This window comes from Streptomyces lincolnensis (assembly GCF_021173675.1).
In the GTDB taxonomy this organism is placed as follows: domain Bacteria; phylum Actinomycetota; class Actinomycetes; order Streptomycetales; family Streptomycetaceae; genus Streptomyces; species Streptomyces lincolnensis_B.
Map to the genome: position 1 here is coordinate 18,130 of NZ_JAIHON010000002.1, position 18,085 is coordinate 36,214.

The following is an 18,085-nucleotide window of genomic DNA, read 5'->3' on the forward strand; positions in this document are numbered from 1 at the left end:
CCGAGGGTCGTGCTCACCGGAGGTCCCGCAGACCGACGACGAGTTCGCGGGGCAGACCGTGGGTGTCGTGGAGGTGGGCGAAGTCCTCGTCCCTGAGCGGCCCTTGGTACTCGGGCCGGGACAGCAGACGGCGCCCGCGCTCCAGGAGGCCGCGGAAGCGCCGCTCCTCGTCGAGCAGCACGTCACGGACCGGGCCGGTGCCGAGGGACTGGCCGAAGTGGTCCAGCGTGTGGCCGATGAGGTCCGGGGGAAGGTCGGACAGCGTACGGCCGGGGTCGCCGTGCCACAGCGAGGTCAGCAGACGGCGGATCAGCCGACGCGGCACATAGCCGCGTCCGGTGTTGGACGGCCGGACGCCGTCGCCGATGACGGCGACGCACGAGCGCAGATGGTCGCAGAGGAGGTGCAGCGAGCGTTCGTCCAGGTCCCACAGCAGGGGCAGGGCACGGGTCCAGGGCTCGAACAGATCGGTGTCGTAGACCGAGTCGCGGCCCTGGAGGACGGTCACGAGCCGTTCCAGGCCCATACCGGTGTCGATGCTCGGCCGCGGCATCGGGTGGAGGCCGCCGTCCTCGTGGCGGCGGTAGCCCATGAGGACGTGGTTCCAGATCTCGACCCAGCGGGGATCGGTGGTGGGCGTGCCCTGTGGGGGTGTGTCGTCGCCACCGGTCCACACGAAGATCTCCGAGTCGGGGCCGCACGGGCCGACGGGCCCGTTGGACCACCAGTTCTCCTCGCGCGTCAGCTCCACGGGGAGGCCCAACTCCTGCCAGGTGCGCAGGGATTCGTCGTCGGGGCCGATCTGGTCGTCGCCGCCGAAGACCGTGACGTACAGCCGCTCGTGCGGTACGCCGAATCCCTCCCGCAGCAGCTCGTAGCCCCAGCGCAGGCTCTGCGGATGGTCGTAGTCGCCCAGGGACCACGACCCGAGCATCTCGAACACCGTCAGGTGCGTGGAGTCACCGACCTCGTCGATGTCCGTGGTGCGCAGACAGCGCTGGAGGTTGACCAGGCGGCGGCCCAGCGGATGGGGCCGGCCCTCCAGGTACGGGGTGAGCGGATGCATGCCGGAGGTGGTGAACAGCACCGGGTCCGAGGGCGGGGACAGCAGGGTGCCGCCGGTGATCAGGTGGTGGCCGCGGTCGCGGTAGAAGTCGGTGAAGAGGCGGATGACGCGGTCGGTGTCCATGGCGGTGTTCCTTCGGGTCGTGGGACCGGGACGAACCGCCGGAACAGACTGCGACAGAGGTGAGGCACCGCACCGGCGATCCGTTTCCGGCCGCCGGGGGAGAGGAGAGGTCAGGCATCGGCAGCCGGCGAGCTGGTCGCTCGCGCGGCTGCGGTGTGGGTGTGCGGGGTGACCTCCATGAGATCAACAGTAGGGGGTGGCGGTCGGGGGCGTCTCCTGGTTTTCGGCCGGAGGCGTCTGAGATGCGGTGGTGGCGATCGCGGTGCGGTGGCGGCGACTGCGGTGCGGTGGTGGTGATTCCGGCGGATTCTGGGAAGTGCCGGCCGCGGTGGTTCGGGCGGATTCTGGGACGTGCCGGCCGCGGAGGGTCCGGCGGACGAAGGAGGCGACAGGCGTGCGGGAGCTGGCCGTCATCGAGGCGCCGTCGGTGCTGGGGCTGCGGCCCACCGGCGTCGAGCACCTGCCCACCGCGCTGCTGGCGGCCGGGCTGACGCACCGCCTCCCGGTGGCGAGGTCGGCGCGGGTCGAAGCGCCCGCCCACGACCCGCGACGGGACGAGAAGACCGGGGTCCTCAATCCGCACGGCATCGCGCGGTACTCCGTCGAGCTCGCGGACGTGGTCGGCGAGGCGCTGGACGAGGGCTTGTTCCCCCTCGTGCTGGGCGGGGACTGCAGCATCCTGCTCGGCAATCTCCTCGCCCTGCGCCGGCGCGGCCGGTACGGCCTGCTGTTCCTCGACGGGCACACGGACTTCTACCAGCCGTCGGCCGAGCCGAACGGCGAGGTGGCCTCGATGGAACTCGCCCTCGCCACCGGCCGCGGTCCGCGACCGCTCACCGACCTCGAAGGCCGCGGCCCCCTGCTCCATGACGAGGACGTCGTCGCGTTCGGCTTCCGTGACACCGCGGAGTCCGCGCGGGCGGGGATGCAGACCCTGCCGCCCGGCCTGCACACGCTCGACCTGGACGCCGTACGGGCCCTGGGCGCGGCCGAGGCGGCACGACACGCCCTCGGACGGCTCGCCTCGGGGCCGAGCACCGGTCACTGGGTGCATCTCGACGTCGACGTCCTGGACGACGCGGTCATGCCGGCCGTCGACTACCGGCTGCCGGGCGGGCTGACCTGGGCGGAGCTGGAGCGCGTGCTGCGTCTGGCGGTCCTCGACGAGCGGGCGGTCGGCCTCGACGTCACGATCTTCAACCCTCGGCTGGACCCCGACGGGAGGATCGCGGCCCGGCTGGTGGGGTGTCTGCGCGGCGCCCTGGCGGGTCCGGGCGCTTGAACTGGGCGGCTGTGACGGGGAGTTGACCGGGAACGTCCCGGTGCCCCCTCACGACACCCGCCCGGCCCGACGGCGGCCCCGGTGCCGGGCCACGGCGTCGTTGTTGGCGCAGCGCACGGAACAGTAGGTGCGCCGGCCGTTGCGGGAGGTGTCCACGAACGCCAGCCCGCAGCCCTCGCGGGCGCACCGCCCGAGCCGGTCGGCACCCGCGTGGCAGATCACATGGGCGAGCCCGGCCGCGGTGACGGCCCTGACATGGGCGGCGGCGTCCGCGTCGGGCGCGGTGTAGTGCAGGTGCGGAAGGTCCGTGTGCAGGGAGATGTACGGGCTGCTGGAGGCGTCCGCGAGCAGGGCGTTGACCGCCTCGCACCGCCCCTGGAGGTCCTGGGGCCCGAAGCACGGGATCAGACGGCGGCTCCACGCCCACAGCTCCCGCGCCTGCTCCGGCGTGAGAACCGTACGGGTCATCCCGTGTCCGGCGAGCACCGGTCGCAGCTGCTCCGGGGCCGCGGGGGCGGTGAGGTTGGCCAGGTCGGCGGCGAGCCGGGCACCTTCACCGCCGTAATGGTTGAAATGCATAAGGTGATTACATCACCGTGGGGGAGCGGGGTACAGCAGCCGGGACGACCAAGGGGGCGGCGCAGCCATGTCGGCTCAGACCATCCATGCCGCGGGACGCGGTGTCGCGGCGGCGCCCGTGCTGATCCTGGGGCAGGTGCTCAGCCTCCAGGCGGGTGCGGCCGTGGCCAAGAACGCCTACGGGACGGTGGGGCCCACGGCGATGGCCGGGATGCGCCTGGCCTTCGCCGCCGTGATCCTCTGGGTGCTGGTCCGGCCGCGCCCGCGGGCGCTGACGCGTCGGCAGTGGCGGGCGGCGAGCCTGCTCGGTGTCGTGTTCGCCGCCATGAACCTGACGTACTTCCAGGCCATCGAGCACCTGCCGATCGGCGTGGCCGCCACGTTGGAGCTGCTCGGCCCGCTGGCCCTGTCGATCCTGCTCGCCCGCCGGGCGGCGCACGTCCTGGCGGCCGTGCTGGCGCTCACCGGTGTCCTGCTGCTGGCGACCCCCGGCGCCTCCCTGCCGGCCGTGGGCCTGGTGCTGGGCGGCACCGCCGCGCTGTGCCGGGCCGGATACGTGCTGCTGAACCGGCGGGTGGGCCGGCTGTTCCCCGACTGGACCGGGCTGGCCGTTGCGCTGGCCTGCGGTGCCTGTCTGCTGACGCCCGTCGCCGCGCTCACCGGCGGCCGGGAGGTGGCGGCCCACCCCTCGGCCCTGGGGACCGGGCTGGCGGTGGCGGTGCTGTCCTCGCTCGTGCCCTACGCGCTGGACATGACCGTGCTGCGCCGCATCGACACCCGTGCCTTCGGGGTGCTGCTCGCCCTCGGCCCGGCGATGGGCGCGGGGATCGGATACCTCGTGCTGCACGAGGAACTGACGGGACGCCAGATGGCCGCGATGGCCCTGATCGTCCTCGTCGGTGCCTGGTCCACCCGGCACACGGCCGGACCGGTCGACGGCCCCGCCGCGCGGCCTGTCGCTCGGCCCGTCGCGGTGTCGGGCGGAGTGTCCCCGGCCGACGACGACCGTTGCCTTGTCTGCGGTGGCCTGACCGGGGGGGAGTCCTGGCGGTGGACGCTGCTGTCGCGCCACCGCACCTCCGCGGGAGAGGTCGAGTACTGCGTCGCCGGGTGCGGGTGCCAGGTCGTCCTGCTGGACGGTGAGTTGATCAAGACGGTGCGGCGACGGCCGGCCGGGGCGTCCCGTCGGGGACCCGACGCACCAGGGGCCCTGCCGGACTGACCGTGGTGCGCGGGCCGCCGGGGCCGGCCGCCGCCTCGTCTCGGGGGAGAGGGTCAGCCGATGCGGTGGACGTGCTGGGTGGTCAGTTCGTAGCGGGCCCCGACGATGGCCAGCTTCCCGGCCGTCACCTGCGCGGCGAGGTCCGGTTCCGCGGCGAGCCGCGTGCGTACGGCCCGGATGTTGGCGTCGACGGTCGCGTCGACGCGGGCGTCGCCCTCCTTCGTACGGTCGATGGCCGGCCGTATCTGCTCGGCCAAGTACTGGATGTGGGCGGGCAGTTGCTCGCCGGAGACGTCCGCCTCGACGGCGGCGCGGACGGCACCGCACGACTGGTGCCCGAGCACCAGGACCAGCGGTATCGCCAGTTCCAGCACGCCGTAGGCGACGCTGCCGAGCACGGCCTCGTCCAGCACCTCCCCGGCGCTGCGGACGGTGAGCAGATCACCGAGACCCTGGTCGAAGACGAGCTCGGGCGGTACGCGGGAGTCGACACAGCCGAGGACGAGGGCGAAGGGGTGCTGACCGGTCGTCAGGCTGCGGCGCGTGTCGGGGCTTTCGTCCGGGTGCTGCTCGCGGTAGGCGCGCCAGCGGCGGTTGCCGGCCGCCAGTTCGCGCAGCGCCTCCTCGGGGGTGGTGGGCCGGGGGCGAGCGGGCTTGCCGGGAGCGTCGGGCCGGGGTCGCGCGGCGGGGGCCGCGGAGGCGGGCGGGGCGGCGAGGGCGACGCCCGCACCGAGGGCCGTGGCCCCGGTCAGTCCGGCACGCAGGAGTGTGCGGCGGGCGGGGGCGGTCGGCGCGAGACGGACGGATCTGAGGGGGGTGTCTTCAGAGTTCACGCAGAGGAACGTATGACCGGGTCCGTCACCGATCCTTCACGTTGCCGAACCATGGCACGGCAAGGGGCAATCATGACGGGATGTTGGGTTTCCCTTGGTCTCTCCTCGGGGCCTCCTTGACCTTTCTGACGGTCCGTCACCTGTCGTGACGCGCTGAAGTTGTGCACTGCATTTGAGACAACCTCACCGGGGAAAAGGTGCAGACCTATTCCCGGCGTGGGTCTTTTCGCAGGTCGTGGCGCGCCGACCGTGGATCTCGAAGCGTGTGAATGAGTCAGTGTCAGGAAGGGAAATGTCACGCCGGTTGATAGTTCAATGGAGGCGCTGCAACAATCCCCACTCCCGGTCACGTCGTCACCCACCGACGTATCGACCGGTCGCCGAACAGGGCCCACCGTCCCCAGAAATTCAGAACCCGCCCGAATTTCATCTTCACCATTCCCCCACGAAGTCCGCACAGAGCATGACTCCGGCGTATCTTCACGCGCCTGCACGCCGGGAGATCGGCTGCTCGTGAAGAGAACCAGTCGGATGCGCGGCGCGAAGCAGCGAAGAAGGTGCATTGTGTCCCGGCACTCCACGCGGCTCGGCGGGCCGCCGCCGTACGCCGAGAATTCCCCCGAACACATCGAGCGGCCGACGGTGTCGCGCGATCCTGGATATCAGTCCCTCCGGCACGCCCATCGGCGGTTCGGAGTGCGCGCCACGGCCGTTTCCGTCGGCGGATTCCTGACGTATGTCCTGCTGTCCAGTTTTGTTCCCGCTCTGATGAACCAATCCCTCGCCGGTCACCTCACTCTCGGCCTGGCCCTCGGGCTGGGGCAATTCGTGATCATGGGTGTGATCGTCTGGCGTTATCTCGTGCACACCCGTACCCACGTCACGCCGATCGCCCGCGGTCTGCGCGGCCTCGCCCGCCAGCAGGAGGCCGTGGAACAGGTGCGAGCGGCCGAACAGGCGCCCGCGGCCCCGCGCGGCCCCTTCGACCCCCGCGGTGGTGACTTCCGCACATGGTGACCACCGGCGCCGCGGTCGTGGACCGCCTCAGCCTGCAACTCACGCTCCTGCTCTTCCTGTCCGTCGTCGTGGTCACCCTGTTCACCGCGTTGCTGACGGCCCCGCAACGCGACGAGATCAGCGAGTTCTACCTCGGCAACCGCACCATGTCCCCGCTGCGCAACGGGCTGGCGATGTGCGGGGACTACCTGTCGGCCGCCACCCTGCTCGGCAGCACCGGGCTGGTCGCCCTGACCGGCTACGACGGACTGCTCTACCTCTGCGGCACCGCGGTCGCCTGGATGACGGTCCTGCTGCTGATCGCCGAACCCCTGCGCAACTCCGGCAAGTTCACGCTCGGCGACACCCTGGCCCTGCGGCTGTCGCGGATGCAGCGACCGGTACGGATCGCCCTGGCCCTGTGCACACTGACCATCACCACTCTCTACCTGGTGGCCCAACTCGTCGGCAGCGTCGCCCTGTTGACCCAGTTCACCGGTGAGCCCAGCGCCAACACCCGGCTGCTGTGCGTCGTGGTGATCGGCACCATCGTCATCGTGTACGCCGCGATCGGCGGCATGCCCGGCGCCACGTTCATCCAGATCGTCAAGGCGGTCATGCTGATCTCGGGCGTCACCGTGACCGCCGTGATGGTCCTCAACCGCTTCGACTGGAACGTCGGCGCGCTGCTCGGCACCGCGGCGGACAACAGCGGCCTGGGGACCAGGTTCCTGGAACCCGGACTGCGCTACGGCGGCAGCGCCACCAACAAACTGGACTTCTTCAGCCTCCAGTTGGCCATCGTGCTCGGCCTCGCCGCCCTCCCGCACGTGATGATGCGGCTGCTCGCCCCGAAGTCCGGCGCCGTCCTGCGCACCTCGGTGGTCTGGGCCACGGGCCTGGTCAGCCTGGTCTGCCTGGCGGCCGGCATCCTCGGCCTGGGTGCCACCGCCATCGTGGGCCGCGACACCATCGCGGAGACCGACCGCAAGGGCGACGCGGCCGTCCTCCTGCTCGCCCACGACCTGGGCGGTGCCGTCCTGACCGCCCTGCTGTCCTGCCTGGCCTTCGTCACCCTGCTGGCGGTCGCGGCCGGCCTCACCCTGGCCGCCGCCACCTCCCTGGCCCACGACCTCTACGGTGCGGTGATCCGCAAGGGCAGGGCGAAGGAGACGGAGGAACTGGCCGTCGCCCGGCTCGCCGCGGTCGTCATCGGTGTCCTCGGCATGCTGCTCGCCCTGGTCTCCTGGGGCACCAACACCGCCACGCTGGCCTTCCTCGCCTTCGCCATCGCCGCCTCCGCCATCCTGCCGACGCTCGTCTACACCCTGTTCTGGCGGCGCTTCACCGCACAGGGCGCGCTGCTCAGCCTCTGCGGCGGGCTGGCGACCTCGGTCCTGCTGGTCGTGTTCTCGCCCGTCGTGTCCTCCACTCCCGCCTCGTTCTATCCGAACGTCGATTTCGCCTGGTTCCCGTTGCAGAATCCCGGAATCGTCTCGATCCCGGCCGGCTTCCTTCTCGGCTGGCTCGGCTCGGTGCTCGGTCGTCCCGAAGTACCGCAGAACTACGAGGACTTCGAGGTCCGCACCCTCGTCGGAGCGGAGTAGTCGAGCGGATTCGATTCTCAGAACCGGGTGGCGGGAATGTGGAGCTTTCGTTCCGTCATGATGGGGGAGAGGTATGCACATTGTGCCGCGCGGACGCGAAAAGCCTTAATGTCTGATCAAGGCTTGCCGGGGGCAACCGTCGTGCAGTAGTTAGGTGAATCATGAGTTTGTTCAGCCGTGGCACGTTCCGCCGCCCGGAGCCCGCCGTAGTTCCCCGTCCCCCCTCCGGTGCGCCCGGCGCCGCCGCCACCGCGGTCCTGCCGGATCCGGCCCTGGCGGCTCTGACCGGGGAATGGGCCATCGATCCGGCGCACAGCAGGATCGGATTCTCGGTCCGGCACGCGATGGTCACCACGGTGCGCGGTGCCTTCACGGAATACCAGAGCCGTCTCTACTTCGACGGCCGTGACCCGGCCCGCTCGAAGGCCGAGATCATCCTGTCCACCGCCAGTGTCGACACGGGAGTGGAGCAACGCGACGCGCATCTGGTCGGGCGTGACTTCCTGGACGCCAGGAGCTATCCGCGGATGCGCTTCGCGAGCACGTCCGTGGATCTGGCGGGCGCCGATGTCTATCGCATGTCCGGTGACCTCACCATCCGGGACATCACCCGTCCCGTCGTCCTGGAACTGACGTACATAGGCCACGTCACCGACCCCTTCGGATACGAACGGGTCGGCTTCGACGGCACCACCACCATCGACCGCTCCGAATGGGGCCTGACGTACAACTCCCGGCTGGCCGAAGGCGGAGCCATGGTGAGCGAGAAGGTGCGTCTGCAGTTCGACATCGCCGCGATCCGCACGCCCCCCGCGGGCTGAGCTACGCCCGGTGCGCACCGGCGCCGGTGCCGCGGAGCAGGTCGAGCCTGTCCGCGTCATCGGTACCGGTCGCCGCCGTGTAGGCGACCACGCGCAGATCGGCGCCCGGCACCAGGAGCACGTCGCAGTCGAGCAGGATGTCGCCGACGGCCGGGTGCCGGACCGTCTTGCGGTCGGTCGCGTGCGGGGCGGCGCCCGTCGGCGTGGCCCAGTGCCGGGCGAAGGCCTCCGACGTGGCCCTCAGATCCCGCACGAGGGCGTCGAGCCCGGCGTCGGCGGGATACCGGGCGACGGTGTCCTTCAGATCGGCCACGATCGACGCCTCGAAGGCGTCCGGACCGCGCTCCGACCGGACGGCGAGCGTCGCGGCATGGGCGATGCCGTCGCCGAACAGCGCGCGGGCCAGGTTCCGTTCGGAGACCGGGAGCGCGGAGGCGTCGCCGATCAGAGCACTCCACAACGGGTTCCACCACACCAGCGTCCAGTCCGCCGCGAACACCCCGATCGGCACGTCGCCGAGTCGCGCGACGAGCCGCTGCACACCCGGCGGCACATGGGTGTCGACCGTCCCGTCCCGCGGCGGCAGCAGTCCCGCGCTCCGGTACAGCCGGTCGCGCTCATCGCGGGACAACTGGAGCGTCCGCGCCAGGGCGGCCACGACCTGGGCCGAGGGGTTCCTCGCCCGCCCCTGCTCCAGACGCAGCACGTAGTCCACCGACAGGCCGGCCAGTTGAGCCACCTCTTCCCTGCGCAACCCCTGGGCGCGCCGCCCGGGCGTGGCGGTGAACCCGGCGTCGGCGGGGGAGAGGCGGTCGCGCCAGGCGCGCAGCAGCGGCCCGAAGGCGGAGGGGGAAGCAGCCATGGGGTCATTCTCGCCGCTCGGCGCGGGACCAGCCTGGGTACTGCTGGTCCCAGTGACGGGCAGGGCACTGGCTGCGGGGAGTGAAGACGGCGAGCGTGGGGCGCGTTCGACGTCCGACCCCCGAAGGAGCCACCCATGCAGCACGCCCGGTCCACCCGGCATCGCCACCCCGCGCGGCACACCCTCGTGATGACGGGCGCGCGTCGCGGGATCGGCCGCGCCGCCGCAGAACGCATCCTCGCCGCCGCGCCGGACACGCACCTGCTCGTGGTGGCGCGGGCCGACTCGGGCGTACGGCTGTCCGCGGAGCTCGGCGCGGGCGGGCACGCGGTCTCGCACGTCGCGGCCGACCTCGCCTCGCTCGACAGCGTCCGCTCGGCCGCCGCCGACATCCGCGAGCGGCTCGACCGCGGTGAACTCCCGCCCCTGCACGGCTTCGTGGGCAACGCGGGCATCCAGTACACGAACGCGCTGACGCGGGGACCCGAGGGGCTGGAGGCCACCTTCACCGTCAACGTGCTCGCCAACCACCTCTTCGTCCGCCTGCTCCAGGACCGCCTCACGGCTCCCGCCCGTGTCGTGATCACCGTCAGCGACACCCACTTCGGGGACTTCCGGCACAACCTGGGCATGGTGCCCGGCCCGGCCTGGCGGTCCCCGGACGTGCTGGCCCGCACCGGAGCCTTCCCCCGCCCGGACACCACGGTCGCCGGCCGCACCGCGTACTCCACGAGCAAGCTGGCCGCACTCCACCTCGTGCACGAGCTGGCCCGCCGGCTGCCGGCCGGCATCGACGTCGTCGCCCACAACCCGGGCTTCGTCCCCGGCACGGACCTGGCCCGCGACGCCGGTCCCCTCGCCCGGTTCGCGATGCGCCGGATCATGCCGGCACTGACCCTCACCCCGTTCGCGACCGGCCGCGCCGCCGCGGGCCGCCTCCTCGCCGACGTCGTCCTCGGCCGCACCGAGGCGGCGACCGGGTCCTACGTCGACCGCGCTCGCGTGGCCCGTTCGTCCGAGGAGTCCTACGACCCGCGACGCGAAGGCGACCTCTGGGAGGCGGCCGAACGGCTCACCGCGGCCCGCACCGGCTGACTGTCCCGCACCACGGGCGAGAACGCGCCGCAACGATCGTTTGTGGCCGGTAAACGATCGTTGAGAGTTGTGTGCGAGACGCGTAGGGTGCCGCGCAGTCCATAACGGCCCCTGAATCCCGAGGAGTTCATCGGTGGAGCTCTCCGTCCGGCTCCCCGGGACGCTGCAGCGCCTGGAGAGCCTGATCGCGGAGCGGGGACTGGAGCGGTCCGCCGTACTGGATCCGGCCGACCTGGCGGCGCGGACGGCCCTGCCCGAGCACACCGTCCTGACGCTGCTGCGCGGTGGCGCGGTCCCCGAGGACACGGTCAACGACCGGGTGCGGGTGCGCATTCACACGCTGGCCCAGGGCTATCTGGCGCGCAGCGGCAAACGGATGTCCGACCTCGCCGCCGACATCTCCCGGTCCCTCGGCGTCTCCGACTACTGGGCACGCCAGGTGTGCGACGGACGGAAGATGCCCAGCGTCGAGCTCCTGCACGGACTGGTCCGGTTCTTCGACGTCGAGGGCGGGGAGGCGTTCTTCACCGCCTCCGCGGACGAGGCGCTCCACCGCGCCCTGCTGCCCGCCCTGCGCCGCCTCGAACAGAGCGAACAGGACCCGGTGCAGGCGCTGCTCGACCGGTACGGCGTCAGCGGAGCGGACCTGCGGTCGCACGGATCGATCACCCGTGACCAGCTCGAACGGGTCCTCGAGGGAGTACTGCGGTCGGTGCTGCCCGCGGAGGGAGAGACTCACCGATGAGCGCGAAGGCGATGAAGTCCCTACTGGCCGAACTCGGCGCGGAGGCGGCCACCACCGTACGGCGGCCGGCCGAGCCGAAGACCGTCATGGAGGAGTTCTGCCGCGCGATGAGCGTCCGCAAGGGACGCCCGATCCAGCTGGTGTTCCGCGCGTTCCCGCCGGACGTCCCCGTCTCGGGCCTGCGCCTGGACCTGGGGGACCGCTCCGTCGTGGTCGTCGAGCACAGCATGGTCCCCGAGGCCCAGCTCGTCATTCTCGGCCACGAGCTGTGGCACGAGGAACACGGCGACTGCGGGCACCACATCGCCGGCCTGCCCACCGCGGCCCGCGCCCGGCCCGTCGACCAGACCCCCGAGGCGCTGCGGCGGGCCGCCCAACAGGTCCTGGCCGCCGAGCAGGTCCCCGTCGAGGCGATCATGACCGCGGCGGCCCGGGCGGACTCCGCCGACGAGCACGAAGTGCAGGCGGAGACCTTCGGGCTGCTCTTCGGCCGGGAGGTCCGCACCTGGATGACCGGACGCTACGCGCGGGGCCCGGTCAACACGGCGACCGTCGAGGGCCGCATCAACCTCTCGCTCCTGGACCGGGGCGGACGCATCCTCTGATGAGCCTGGACGTCCAGATCCCCTACGCCCTGCCGACCGCCCTGCTGGCCCTCGCGCTCGTCCTGAAGTTCTCCACGCTCGTACGCGCCTGGCGCGACCCCGATGTACGGGCCACCACCCTGCTGCTGACCTGGGCGACCGCCGTCCTCGTCGTCATCACCCCGGTCAACATCGACCGGCTGAACAGGCTCACCGGCGTCCCCAACATCGCCTCCCCCTGGGCCTACTCCTTCCTCACGGCGTTCTGCGCGACCGGCCTCACCATGATCATGCGGTGGCGGGAGGAGCCGTCGGAGCGGCGGCGCCGCCGGATCCGCCGCATCTACTGGATCTACGCCGGGATCGTCGTCGGCCTCTGGGTGACGTTCCTGCCGGCCGACGTGCCCGAGCCGCGCATCTACGACCTGGACACCTACTACGCGAGCACGCCGTGGATGCGCGAGCACATCCTGCTCTACCTCTCCGCCCACATGGTGTCGTCGCTGGTCTCGGCCTGGATGCTGTGGAAGTGGTTCCCCGAGGTCGGCAACCGCTGGCTGAAGACGGGGGTGGTCCTCCTCCAGCTCGGCAACGCCTCCGGTCTCCTCTTCGACGCCGCGAAACTGACCGCCATCGGCGCCCGCTGGTCCGGCGGCGACCTCGACTTCTTCAGCACCCGCGCGGCGCCGCCGTTCGCGCTCCTGGAAGCGATCCTGGTCGCCCTCGGCTTCATCACCCCCCAGGCGGGCCCCTTCCTCATCCGGTGGTTCCGTGACCAGCGGGACTACCGCAGGCTGCGCCCGCTGTGGCGGGCGGTGCGGGTCCTGGGGCCGGCCGCGGCACCGGCCCGCTTCGGCTTCCTGGCCCCGCTGGACCTGCGCCTGTTGCAGCGCCAGCAGCGCATCCACGACGCCCTGCGCCTGCTCGGCCCGTACTACGACCACGGGCTCTACCGGCGCGTGTACACGGCGGCCGCCGACCGGCACCCGGAGGCGAGGGCCCGGGGCATCGCCGGTGCCGTCGCCCTCCAGACGGCCATCGACGCCTTCCGGCGCCGGGCCCCGCACACCGCCGACGGGCCCGCGCAGATCGGTACCGGCGTCAGCGATCACCTCGACGCCATCTCCCAGGCCCTCGTCCGTCCCCGCCGCCTCGACCGGATCCGCCGGCGGGTCACCAGCACAGAAAGCGCGAACGCCCATGCCTGACAGATCCACCACCGGCCGGCCCGTCGCGGTCGTCATAGGCGCGAGCGCCACCGGTCTGCTCACCGCGGCCGCCCTCGCCGAGTTCGCCGACGTCACCCTCGTCGAACGCGACGTCCTGCCCGACGGGCCCCGTCCGCGCCGGGGCGTTCCGCAGGCCCGGCACGCGCACCTGGTGTGGAGCGGCGGCGCCCGCGCCTTCGACGCGTTGCTGCCGGGTCTCGTCGGCGACATCGTCGCCAGCGGCGGCCGGCGCGTCCACATCATGCGCGACATGGTCTCCAGGGCTCCGAACGAGATCTGGTTCCGCCGCTTCACCGCGACCCACCACCGCAACCTGGTGTGCTCGCGCGACCTGCTCGACCACGTCCTGCGCGACCGCGTCCTGGCCGACGAGCGCGTGACCCTGCGCCAGGACACCGCCGTCCTCGGCCTCACCGGTAGCGCCGCCCGTGTCACCGGTGTCCGCATCCGCACCGGAGACACCGAGACCACCCTGAGCGCCGACCTGGTCGTGGACGCCTCCGGCCGCGGCTCGCGCACCCCTCACTGGCTCGCCGATCTCGGCCTGCCCAAGGTCACCGAACGCCAGGTCGACTCCGGGCTCGCCTACGCCACCCGCCTCTTCCGCGCCCCCGGCACCGCCACCGGCATCAGCTTCCCCCTGGTCAACGTGCAGGCCAACCCCGCCAAGGCGCCCGGGCAGGGCGGCATCATCCTGCCCATCGAGGGCGACCGCTGGATCGTCACCCTCGCCGGCACCCGGGGCGGCGAACCCACCCACGACCCCGACGCGTTCATCGCCTTCGCCCTCGGCCTCGGCGACCCCGTCATCGGCGAACTCCTCAAGGACGCCGAGCCGATCGGCGACGTCGCGACCACCCGCTCCACCGCCAACCACCGCCGCTACTACGAGAAGATGAAGCGCTGGCCCGACGGCTTCACCGTCCTCGGCGACGCCGTGGCCGCCTACAACCCGGTCTACGGCCACGGCCTGAGCGTCGCCGCCCAGTGCGCCCTCGCCGTCCGCGACGTCCTGCGCACCACCCTCCTGACCGCCCCCGGCACCGCCCGCCGCCTCCAGCGCGCCGCGGTCCGCCCCGTCGCCGCGGCCTGGGACCTGGCCGTAGGACAGGACGCCTTCTACCCGGGCGCCGCCACCACGCCCCCCACCGCCACCGAGCGGCTCCTCGCCCGCTACGTCGACCACGCCGTCGCCACCGGCGCCCGCAACCCCCGCGCCCTCGGCGCCCTCCTGGACGTGATGAGCCTCGAAAAGCCGGCCACCCGCCTCTTCTCGCCCGACATGCTGATCCCGATGCTCTTCGGCCCGAGGAAACCGCACCTCCAGGGGCCGCCGCTGTCGGAGTCGGAGCGGAAGACGGCCATCTCCTGACCGTCGCCAGGTCCGTCGGGGCGGGAGGCGGCGCCGGAGCGGGTCAGGGAAGCGGGACCGAGCGCAGCACGGGACGGTTCCCGGTTTGCACGACGACATGGCCCGCGTCACCTCCCGGCACCAGGAGCGCGGGGTGCTCGTCGAAGGTCAGCTGTGGATACGACGGCGACAGGCGCGGCGCGGCGGCGCCGGTGCCGGTCGGGCCCACGCGCAGGTCGATCGAGATCACTGGCCACAACCTCTTGCCGCCTGGGACGACCGATCGCCACGCGGGAAGGTTGTACGCGCCCGCGATCCGTCGCCGCCGGCAGGGCCCTCAGCCGTTCGCGGCGCGCGCCAGCACGTCGGTGACCTGCTCGCTCACCGCGTCCCACGCGGTGGAGGGCAGCGTGCCGACCGCCGTGCCGCGCAGGGCGTCGAGCACCTGCCGGGTCCCGCCCTCGGCCGCGACACCGTCGCCGACCACCTCGTAGCCGTCGCGGACGGCGACCCGAAGGCTCCGGGGCCCGCCGTCGTCACCGGCGTGCACGGCGGAGGCGACGACGAGGGGCGGCGGCCCGCCCGCCTCGGCGTCGAGCTTGCGGTATCCGCTGACGATCGGATCGCGCCACCGCAGACTGAGGATGAGGTGACGTTTCGCCAGGACCTCGGCGAAGTCGGTCTCGCGCACCCGGTCGGTCTCCAGCACCGTGGCACGGGCGCCGAGCACGAGGGCGGGGGGCAGCAGACACCGCAGCGTGCTGCCGACGATGTTGCCCCCCACCGTGGCCGTCCGGCGCACGGCACCGGTCCCCACGGTCGCCGCCGCCCGGCGCAGCACCTCCGGCATCCGGTCGTCGAGCTCGTTCAACACCACGGCACCGCCCAGCAGTTCGCGCTCGACGACGGTGGCCTCCGGCAGTTCGCGCAGGGACATCGCCTGCTCCGGGAAGCCGTCCCGTTGCCAGGTGGCCCACACGAGCGTCGCGCCCCCGATCGGCACCGCCCCTTCGGCCAGGCACCGCTGCGCTTCGGACACGGACGTGGGCAGACGCAACAGCACGTCGAGTGACCTGCCTTTCCGGAGAGCCGGCCGAGGGGAGGGGGGCGGGGACACCTCGGCCAGGTGATCACGACATGGCGCATTCTCTCCGGGCGGTCGGGGGCGCGTACAGGGCTCAACTCCTCGTCCCGTGCGCCCCTTACGCGCGGTCGCCTCCCCCGGGGAGCGCCAACGGCCGTCGCGGACGCATCAAGGCCCCGCCGGGTTGTACATAATCGAACGGATTGCTCATGGCGCGGACGGTGCGTTTGAATCCCGGTGCGCTCCGGCGGGGGGTCGGGGCCGGATGTCACTGGGGGAGACATGAGCATCAGTATGCGCGCGGCGACAGGAGCGACCGTCCTGGTCACCGCACTCGTCATGGCGGTGTCACCGACGGCAGGGGCGACGCCGGAGGCACCGGTCACCGAGCGGCTCGGCGTGGCGGCGGACGGCACCCAGGCCGACGCCGCGTCCGTCACCGCCACGGTCAGCCGCAACGGCCGGGTGGCCGCGTTCGTCTCGGACGCCTCGAACCTGGTGCCGGGCGACGCCCCGGGCTCGCGGGACATCTTCGTACGGCAGTTGCGTACGGGGGAACTCCGGCGCGTCGCCGTGGCCGGCGCCCAGTTGGGCTCGCCGACGCTGAGCCGCACGGGCCGGTTCCTCGCCTACACGGCCTACTCCGGCGACGCGGCGCTGACCGGCGTGTACGTCCAGGACCTGCGAACCGGAACCGTCGAGCGTCTCACGGTGCCGGCCGGGGACGACTTCGCGGGCGGTAGGGTCGCTTCTCCGGCGCTGGCCGCCGACGGCCGGCACGTCGCGTTCGTCGTGTCCCGGCCGAGCGGCTCGACCGCGGCCGAAGGGTCACGGGTGTACGTGCACGACCGGACCACCGGCACGACCGAGTGGGTCAGCCGGCCCGACACCGAGCCGGAGGTGTACTACGCGCAGTGGCCGGCCATCAGCGACGACGGACAGCGCATCGCCTACATCGCCACCCGGCAGATCCCCAAGGGGCCGCACATCGGCCATGTGTACCTCCTCGACCGCGCCACGGGCACGGAGCAGATGGTCGACGTGGCGCACGACGGGACCGCGCCCCCGCGGGTGCTGGGCGCCCCCTCCCTCAGCGGCGACGGGCGGCGGGTCCTCTTCGAGACGTACAGCGAAGGGGCCGTCACCCCCGACGACAGGTCGGGCAACACCTTCGTCAGGGACACCGAGACCGGCACCACCGTCGCGGTACCGGGCAACCCGGACCGGCCCGGCACCCGTGCCGGTGTCCTGAGTGCCGACGGCCATCACGTGGCGTACGAGCGGGGCGCCGACGACCCGGCCTCGTCCTTGGGCTGGGCGTGGCCGGCGGTGGTCCTGGACCTGCGCACCGGCGAGTCCCGCCAGGTCAGTTCGGGCACCGACGGCGGGCCCGCGAACGCTTCGGTCGGCCGGGGGGCTCTCTCGGGCGACGGCAAGGTCGTGGTCTTCACCTCTGACGACACCGACCTCGTACCGGAGGACACCAACGGCGTGGGCGACGCCTTCGCGCACCGCGTCCGCTGACCGGAGCGGGACGCGCGCGGCGCCGGGATCACGCCCGGCGCCGTGCGCGCACCCAGCCGTACAGCACCACCGAGCACACGGCCGCGAGCGCGCACCAGGTCGAGACGAACTCCATGCGCCACAACAGCCAACAGACCAGCGCCCCCACGGCCACCAGCACTCCCAGTGCCACCAGGCGGCGGTCACCGGCGAGGAGCAGTGACCCCACGGTCGCCAGCAGGTAGCCGGCGACGAGCAGGGGCGCGTGGGGAAGGTCGAACGCGTAGCCGATCGTGCGGCCGCGGATCTCCGCCGTCATCGGGCCGGTGGCGAGCCCGTACGCGAGCATCGCGGCCGTCCCCGCCCCCACCACGAGCAGCGCGACGAGCCGGCGGCGGGCGTGGGGAGGGGCGGCGCACAGCACCCCGGCCGGCACCCACACGGCCAGCAGTGGAAGCGCGATGACGGCCCAGACGGTGGTGGCGGGTCCGCTGCCGCCGTCCGACTCCCAGACCGCCGCCTCGACGAGCTGGTGGACGCCGAGCAGCAACGGCAGTGCCGCCAGCGGCAGTTCCCGGCCTACGCGCACCCGTGCCACACAGGCCACTCCCACGCCCGCCACGGCGGTGCCCGCCACGAGATCGGCCGTCGCGCTCCAGCACATCACGCCACCAGGGGAATCGCCGTCGGGTGTCACCGGCGCGCCGCCCGCGCCGGTGACCAAGCCATGCCCGGTCACCCCGCCGGTCCCGCGACACGACGGCAGCGTCGCGGGTGACGAACGCGCGGCCCGGCCGGTCGGCCGGGCCGCCGGGTGGGTGAGCCCCGGTCAGCGGCGGCCGCGGAGCTTGCCCAGCAGCCGTTGGGCCTGGGCCCGGCGCCGGGGGTCCGCCGCCGCCCGCCGGGCCTGTTCGATGCTGCGTCGCCCCTGAGGGCTCCTCGCGAACCGTTTGATGCGATCCAGGATGCCTGACATGTGGTTCCTTCTCTCCGGTGCCGCGCGTGTCCCCGCGTGGACTCGACTACCCGCCGTGAGGCCGGATCAGCCCTGTACCGGCCGCCCGCCCCCTCCATGGGCGCACGCGGGTGCCCGTACCGAGGCA

Annotated in this window: 19 protein-coding genes; 11 read left to right on the forward strand and 8 right to left on the reverse strand. The window is 72.5% G+C overall.

The window, feature by feature from the left end:
• Positions 1–13: 13 nt before the first annotated feature.
• The gene (locus K4B79_RS03670; RefSeq protein WP_232024775.1) at positions 14–1,189 is read right to left on the reverse strand and encodes an alanine--tRNA ligase-related protein; all 1,176 of its coding nucleotides are present in this window, start codon (positions 1,187–1,189) and stop codon (positions 14–16) included.
• Positions 1,190–1,583: 394 nt separating this feature from the next.
• On the opposite strand from K4B79_RS03670, the gene K4B79_RS03675 reads away from it, so the two are divergent.
• Positions 1,584–2,471, forward strand: coding sequence for an arginase family protein (locus K4B79_RS03675; protein ID WP_232024776.1), 888 nt, complete (start codon positions 1,584–1,586; stop codon positions 2,469–2,471).
• A gap of 48 nt (positions 2,472–2,519) precedes the next feature.
• On the opposite strand, the gene K4B79_RS03680 is transcribed toward K4B79_RS03675, so the two are convergent.
• Positions 2,520–3,050 carry a CGNR zinc finger domain-containing protein gene (locus tag K4B79_RS03680; protein ID WP_232024777.1) on the reverse strand — a complete coding sequence of 177 codons (531 nt, stop codon included), beginning with the start codon at positions 3,048–3,050 and terminating at the stop codon, positions 2,520–2,522.
• 67 nt (positions 3,051–3,117) lie between these two features.
• Between K4B79_RS03680 and K4B79_RS03685 the strand changes: the two genes are divergently transcribed.
• Positions 3,118–4,272 carry an EamA family transporter gene (locus K4B79_RS03685; RefSeq protein WP_232024778.1) on the forward strand — a complete coding sequence of 385 codons (1,155 nt, stop codon included), beginning with the start codon at positions 3,118–3,120 and terminating at the stop codon, positions 4,270–4,272.
• A 53-nt stretch (positions 4,273–4,325) separates the two neighbouring features.
• Here K4B79_RS03685 and K4B79_RS03690 read toward each other — a convergent pair whose 3' ends face one another.
• Positions 4,326–5,105 carry a carbonic anhydrase gene (locus K4B79_RS03690; RefSeq protein ID WP_232024779.1) on the reverse strand — a complete coding sequence of 260 codons (780 nt, stop codon included), beginning with the start codon at positions 5,103–5,105 and terminating at the stop codon, positions 4,326–4,328.
• Between the two features lie 564 nt (positions 5,106–5,669).
• On the opposite strand from K4B79_RS03690, the gene K4B79_RS03695 reads away from it, so the two are divergent.
• The 3 genes from K4B79_RS03695 (at position 5,670) to K4B79_RS03705 (ending at position 8,529) form a co-directional block, all read left to right on the forward strand.
• Positions 5,670–6,122 (forward strand): DUF485 domain-containing protein, encoded by a 453-nt coding sequence (locus K4B79_RS03695; protein ID WP_232024780.1) that lies wholly within the window; start codon positions 5,670–5,672, stop codon positions 6,120–6,122.
• A complete protein-coding gene (locus tag K4B79_RS03700; protein ID WP_232024781.1) occupies positions 6,116–7,708 on the forward strand; it encodes a solute symporter family protein in 1,593 nt (530 codons plus the stop codon). The genes K4B79_RS03695 and K4B79_RS03700 overlap by 7 nt, the downstream gene beginning before the upstream one ends.
• A gap of 161 nt (positions 7,709–7,869) precedes the next feature.
• Positions 7,870–8,529 (forward strand): YceI family protein, encoded by a 660-nt coding sequence (locus tag K4B79_RS03705; RefSeq protein WP_232024782.1) that lies wholly within the window; start codon positions 7,870–7,872, stop codon positions 8,527–8,529.
• A 1-nt stretch (position 8,530) separates the two neighbouring features.
• Here K4B79_RS03705 and K4B79_RS03710 read toward each other — a convergent pair whose 3' ends face one another.
• On the reverse strand, positions 8,531–9,391 hold the full coding sequence (locus tag K4B79_RS03710) for a helix-turn-helix domain-containing protein (RefSeq protein ID WP_232024783.1): 861 nt from the start codon (positions 9,389–9,391) through the stop codon (positions 8,531–8,533).
• A gap of 135 nt (positions 9,392–9,526) precedes the next feature.
• On the opposite strand from K4B79_RS03710, the gene K4B79_RS03715 reads away from it, so the two are divergent.
• The 5 genes from K4B79_RS03715 to K4B79_RS03735 all read left to right on the forward strand — a co-directional run bounded on the left by K4B79_RS03715 (position 9,527) and on the right by K4B79_RS03735 (position 14,416).
• Positions 9,527–10,486, forward strand: a complete 960-nt coding sequence (locus K4B79_RS03715; RefSeq protein ID WP_232024784.1) for an SDR family NAD(P)-dependent oxidoreductase — start codon at positions 9,527–9,529, stop codon at positions 10,484–10,486.
• A 133-nt stretch (positions 10,487–10,619) separates the two neighbouring features.
• Entirely contained in the window at positions 10,620–11,231 is a 612-nt protein-coding gene (locus tag K4B79_RS03720; protein WP_232024785.1) for a hypothetical protein, read from the forward strand.
• Positions 11,228–11,836, forward strand: coding sequence for a toxin (locus K4B79_RS03725; protein WP_232024786.1), 609 nt, complete (start codon positions 11,228–11,230; stop codon positions 11,834–11,836). The genes K4B79_RS03720 and K4B79_RS03725 overlap by 4 nt, the downstream gene beginning before the upstream one ends.
• Positions 11,836–13,023, forward strand: coding sequence for an MAB_1171c family putative transporter (locus tag K4B79_RS03730; protein ID WP_232024787.1), 1,188 nt, complete (start codon positions 11,836–11,838; stop codon positions 13,021–13,023). The genes K4B79_RS03725 and K4B79_RS03730 overlap by 1 nt, the downstream gene beginning before the upstream one ends.
• The gene (locus K4B79_RS03735) at positions 13,016–14,416 is read left to right on the forward strand and encodes an FAD-dependent monooxygenase (protein ID WP_232024788.1); all 1,401 of its coding nucleotides are present in this window, start codon (positions 13,016–13,018) and stop codon (positions 14,414–14,416) included. The genes K4B79_RS03730 and K4B79_RS03735 overlap by 8 nt, the downstream gene beginning before the upstream one ends.
• Positions 14,417–14,459: 43 nt before the next feature.
• On the opposite strand, the gene K4B79_RS03740 is transcribed toward K4B79_RS03735, so the two are convergent.
• A complete protein-coding gene (locus K4B79_RS03740; protein WP_232024789.1) occupies positions 14,460–14,645 on the reverse strand; it encodes a hypothetical protein in 186 nt (61 codons plus the stop codon).
• 87 nt (positions 14,646–14,732) lie between these two features.
• On the reverse strand, positions 14,733–15,458 hold the full coding sequence (locus tag K4B79_RS03745) for an FAD binding domain-containing protein (RefSeq protein WP_232024790.1): 726 nt from the start codon (positions 15,456–15,458) through the stop codon (positions 14,733–14,735).
• A 303-nt stretch (positions 15,459–15,761) separates the two neighbouring features.
• Between K4B79_RS03745 and K4B79_RS03750 the strand changes: the two genes are divergently transcribed.
• A complete protein-coding gene (locus tag K4B79_RS03750) occupies positions 15,762–17,003 on the forward strand; it encodes a hypothetical protein (protein ID WP_232024791.1) in 1,242 nt (413 codons plus the stop codon).
• A gap of 28 nt (positions 17,004–17,031) precedes the next feature.
• Here K4B79_RS03750 and K4B79_RS03755 read toward each other — a convergent pair whose 3' ends face one another.
• Entirely contained in the window at positions 17,032–17,646 is a 615-nt protein-coding gene (locus tag K4B79_RS03755; protein ID WP_232025409.1) for a DUF6629 family protein, read from the reverse strand.
• A 165-nt stretch (positions 17,647–17,811) separates the two neighbouring features.
• Positions 17,812–17,958, reverse strand: coding sequence for a hypothetical protein (locus K4B79_RS03760; RefSeq protein ID WP_232024792.1), 147 nt, complete (start codon positions 17,956–17,958; stop codon positions 17,812–17,814).
• Between the last annotated feature and the right edge of the window lie 127 nt (positions 17,959–18,085).